The sequence below is a fragment of the Mesorhizobium sp. M6A.T.Ce.TU.002.03.1.1 genome, from assembly GCF_003997275.1.
Classification (GTDB): domain Bacteria; phylum Pseudomonadota; class Alphaproteobacteria; order Rhizobiales; family Rhizobiaceae; genus Mesorhizobium; species Mesorhizobium mediterraneum.
Map to the genome: position 1 here is coordinate 1 of NZ_RZTI01000322.1, position 448 is coordinate 448.

Here is a 448-nt window from a genome sequence, read left to right on the forward strand (position 1 = left end):
CTTGTCGGCAAGGACGCCCTGAGCCCAGGACGTGACCGCAGCGTCGACCGGCTTGTTGGCCATATCCGCCAGTGCCGCGTCGAGCGATGCATCATCGGTGCCGACCTCTGCCGCGGCAGCCGCCTCATTGGCGGCGGTGACCTCTGCCTCCTGGGCAGTGATTTCGGCCTCCAGATCCGTTATCTTCCCAGGCAAGGCCGCCTGATCTTCGGGCGTCATGGCCGCAATCTGCTCGGGCGTCAGCGATGTCAGCGCGGTCAACTGAGAATTCAGCGCATCCAGCTTCTCCTGGGCCGCTTCAGCGGCGGCCTGAGCGACCTTGGCTTTGGCGGACTGCGTCACGAAGGCCTGGATGGCAGCGAACTTCTTGCTCTTCGAGTTCATATAGGCGTTGATGTTGCGCTGAAGCGAGTTCAGCCGGCCGAGCTTGGCGTGGATGTTCTTCTCC

Annotated in this window: 1 pseudogene; it reads right to left on the bottom strand. The window is 63.2% G+C overall.

Annotated features, from left to right (window positions below):
- Positions 1 to 448, bottom strand: a pseudogene (locus EOC93_RS33755) (hypothetical protein); the annotation flags it as partial.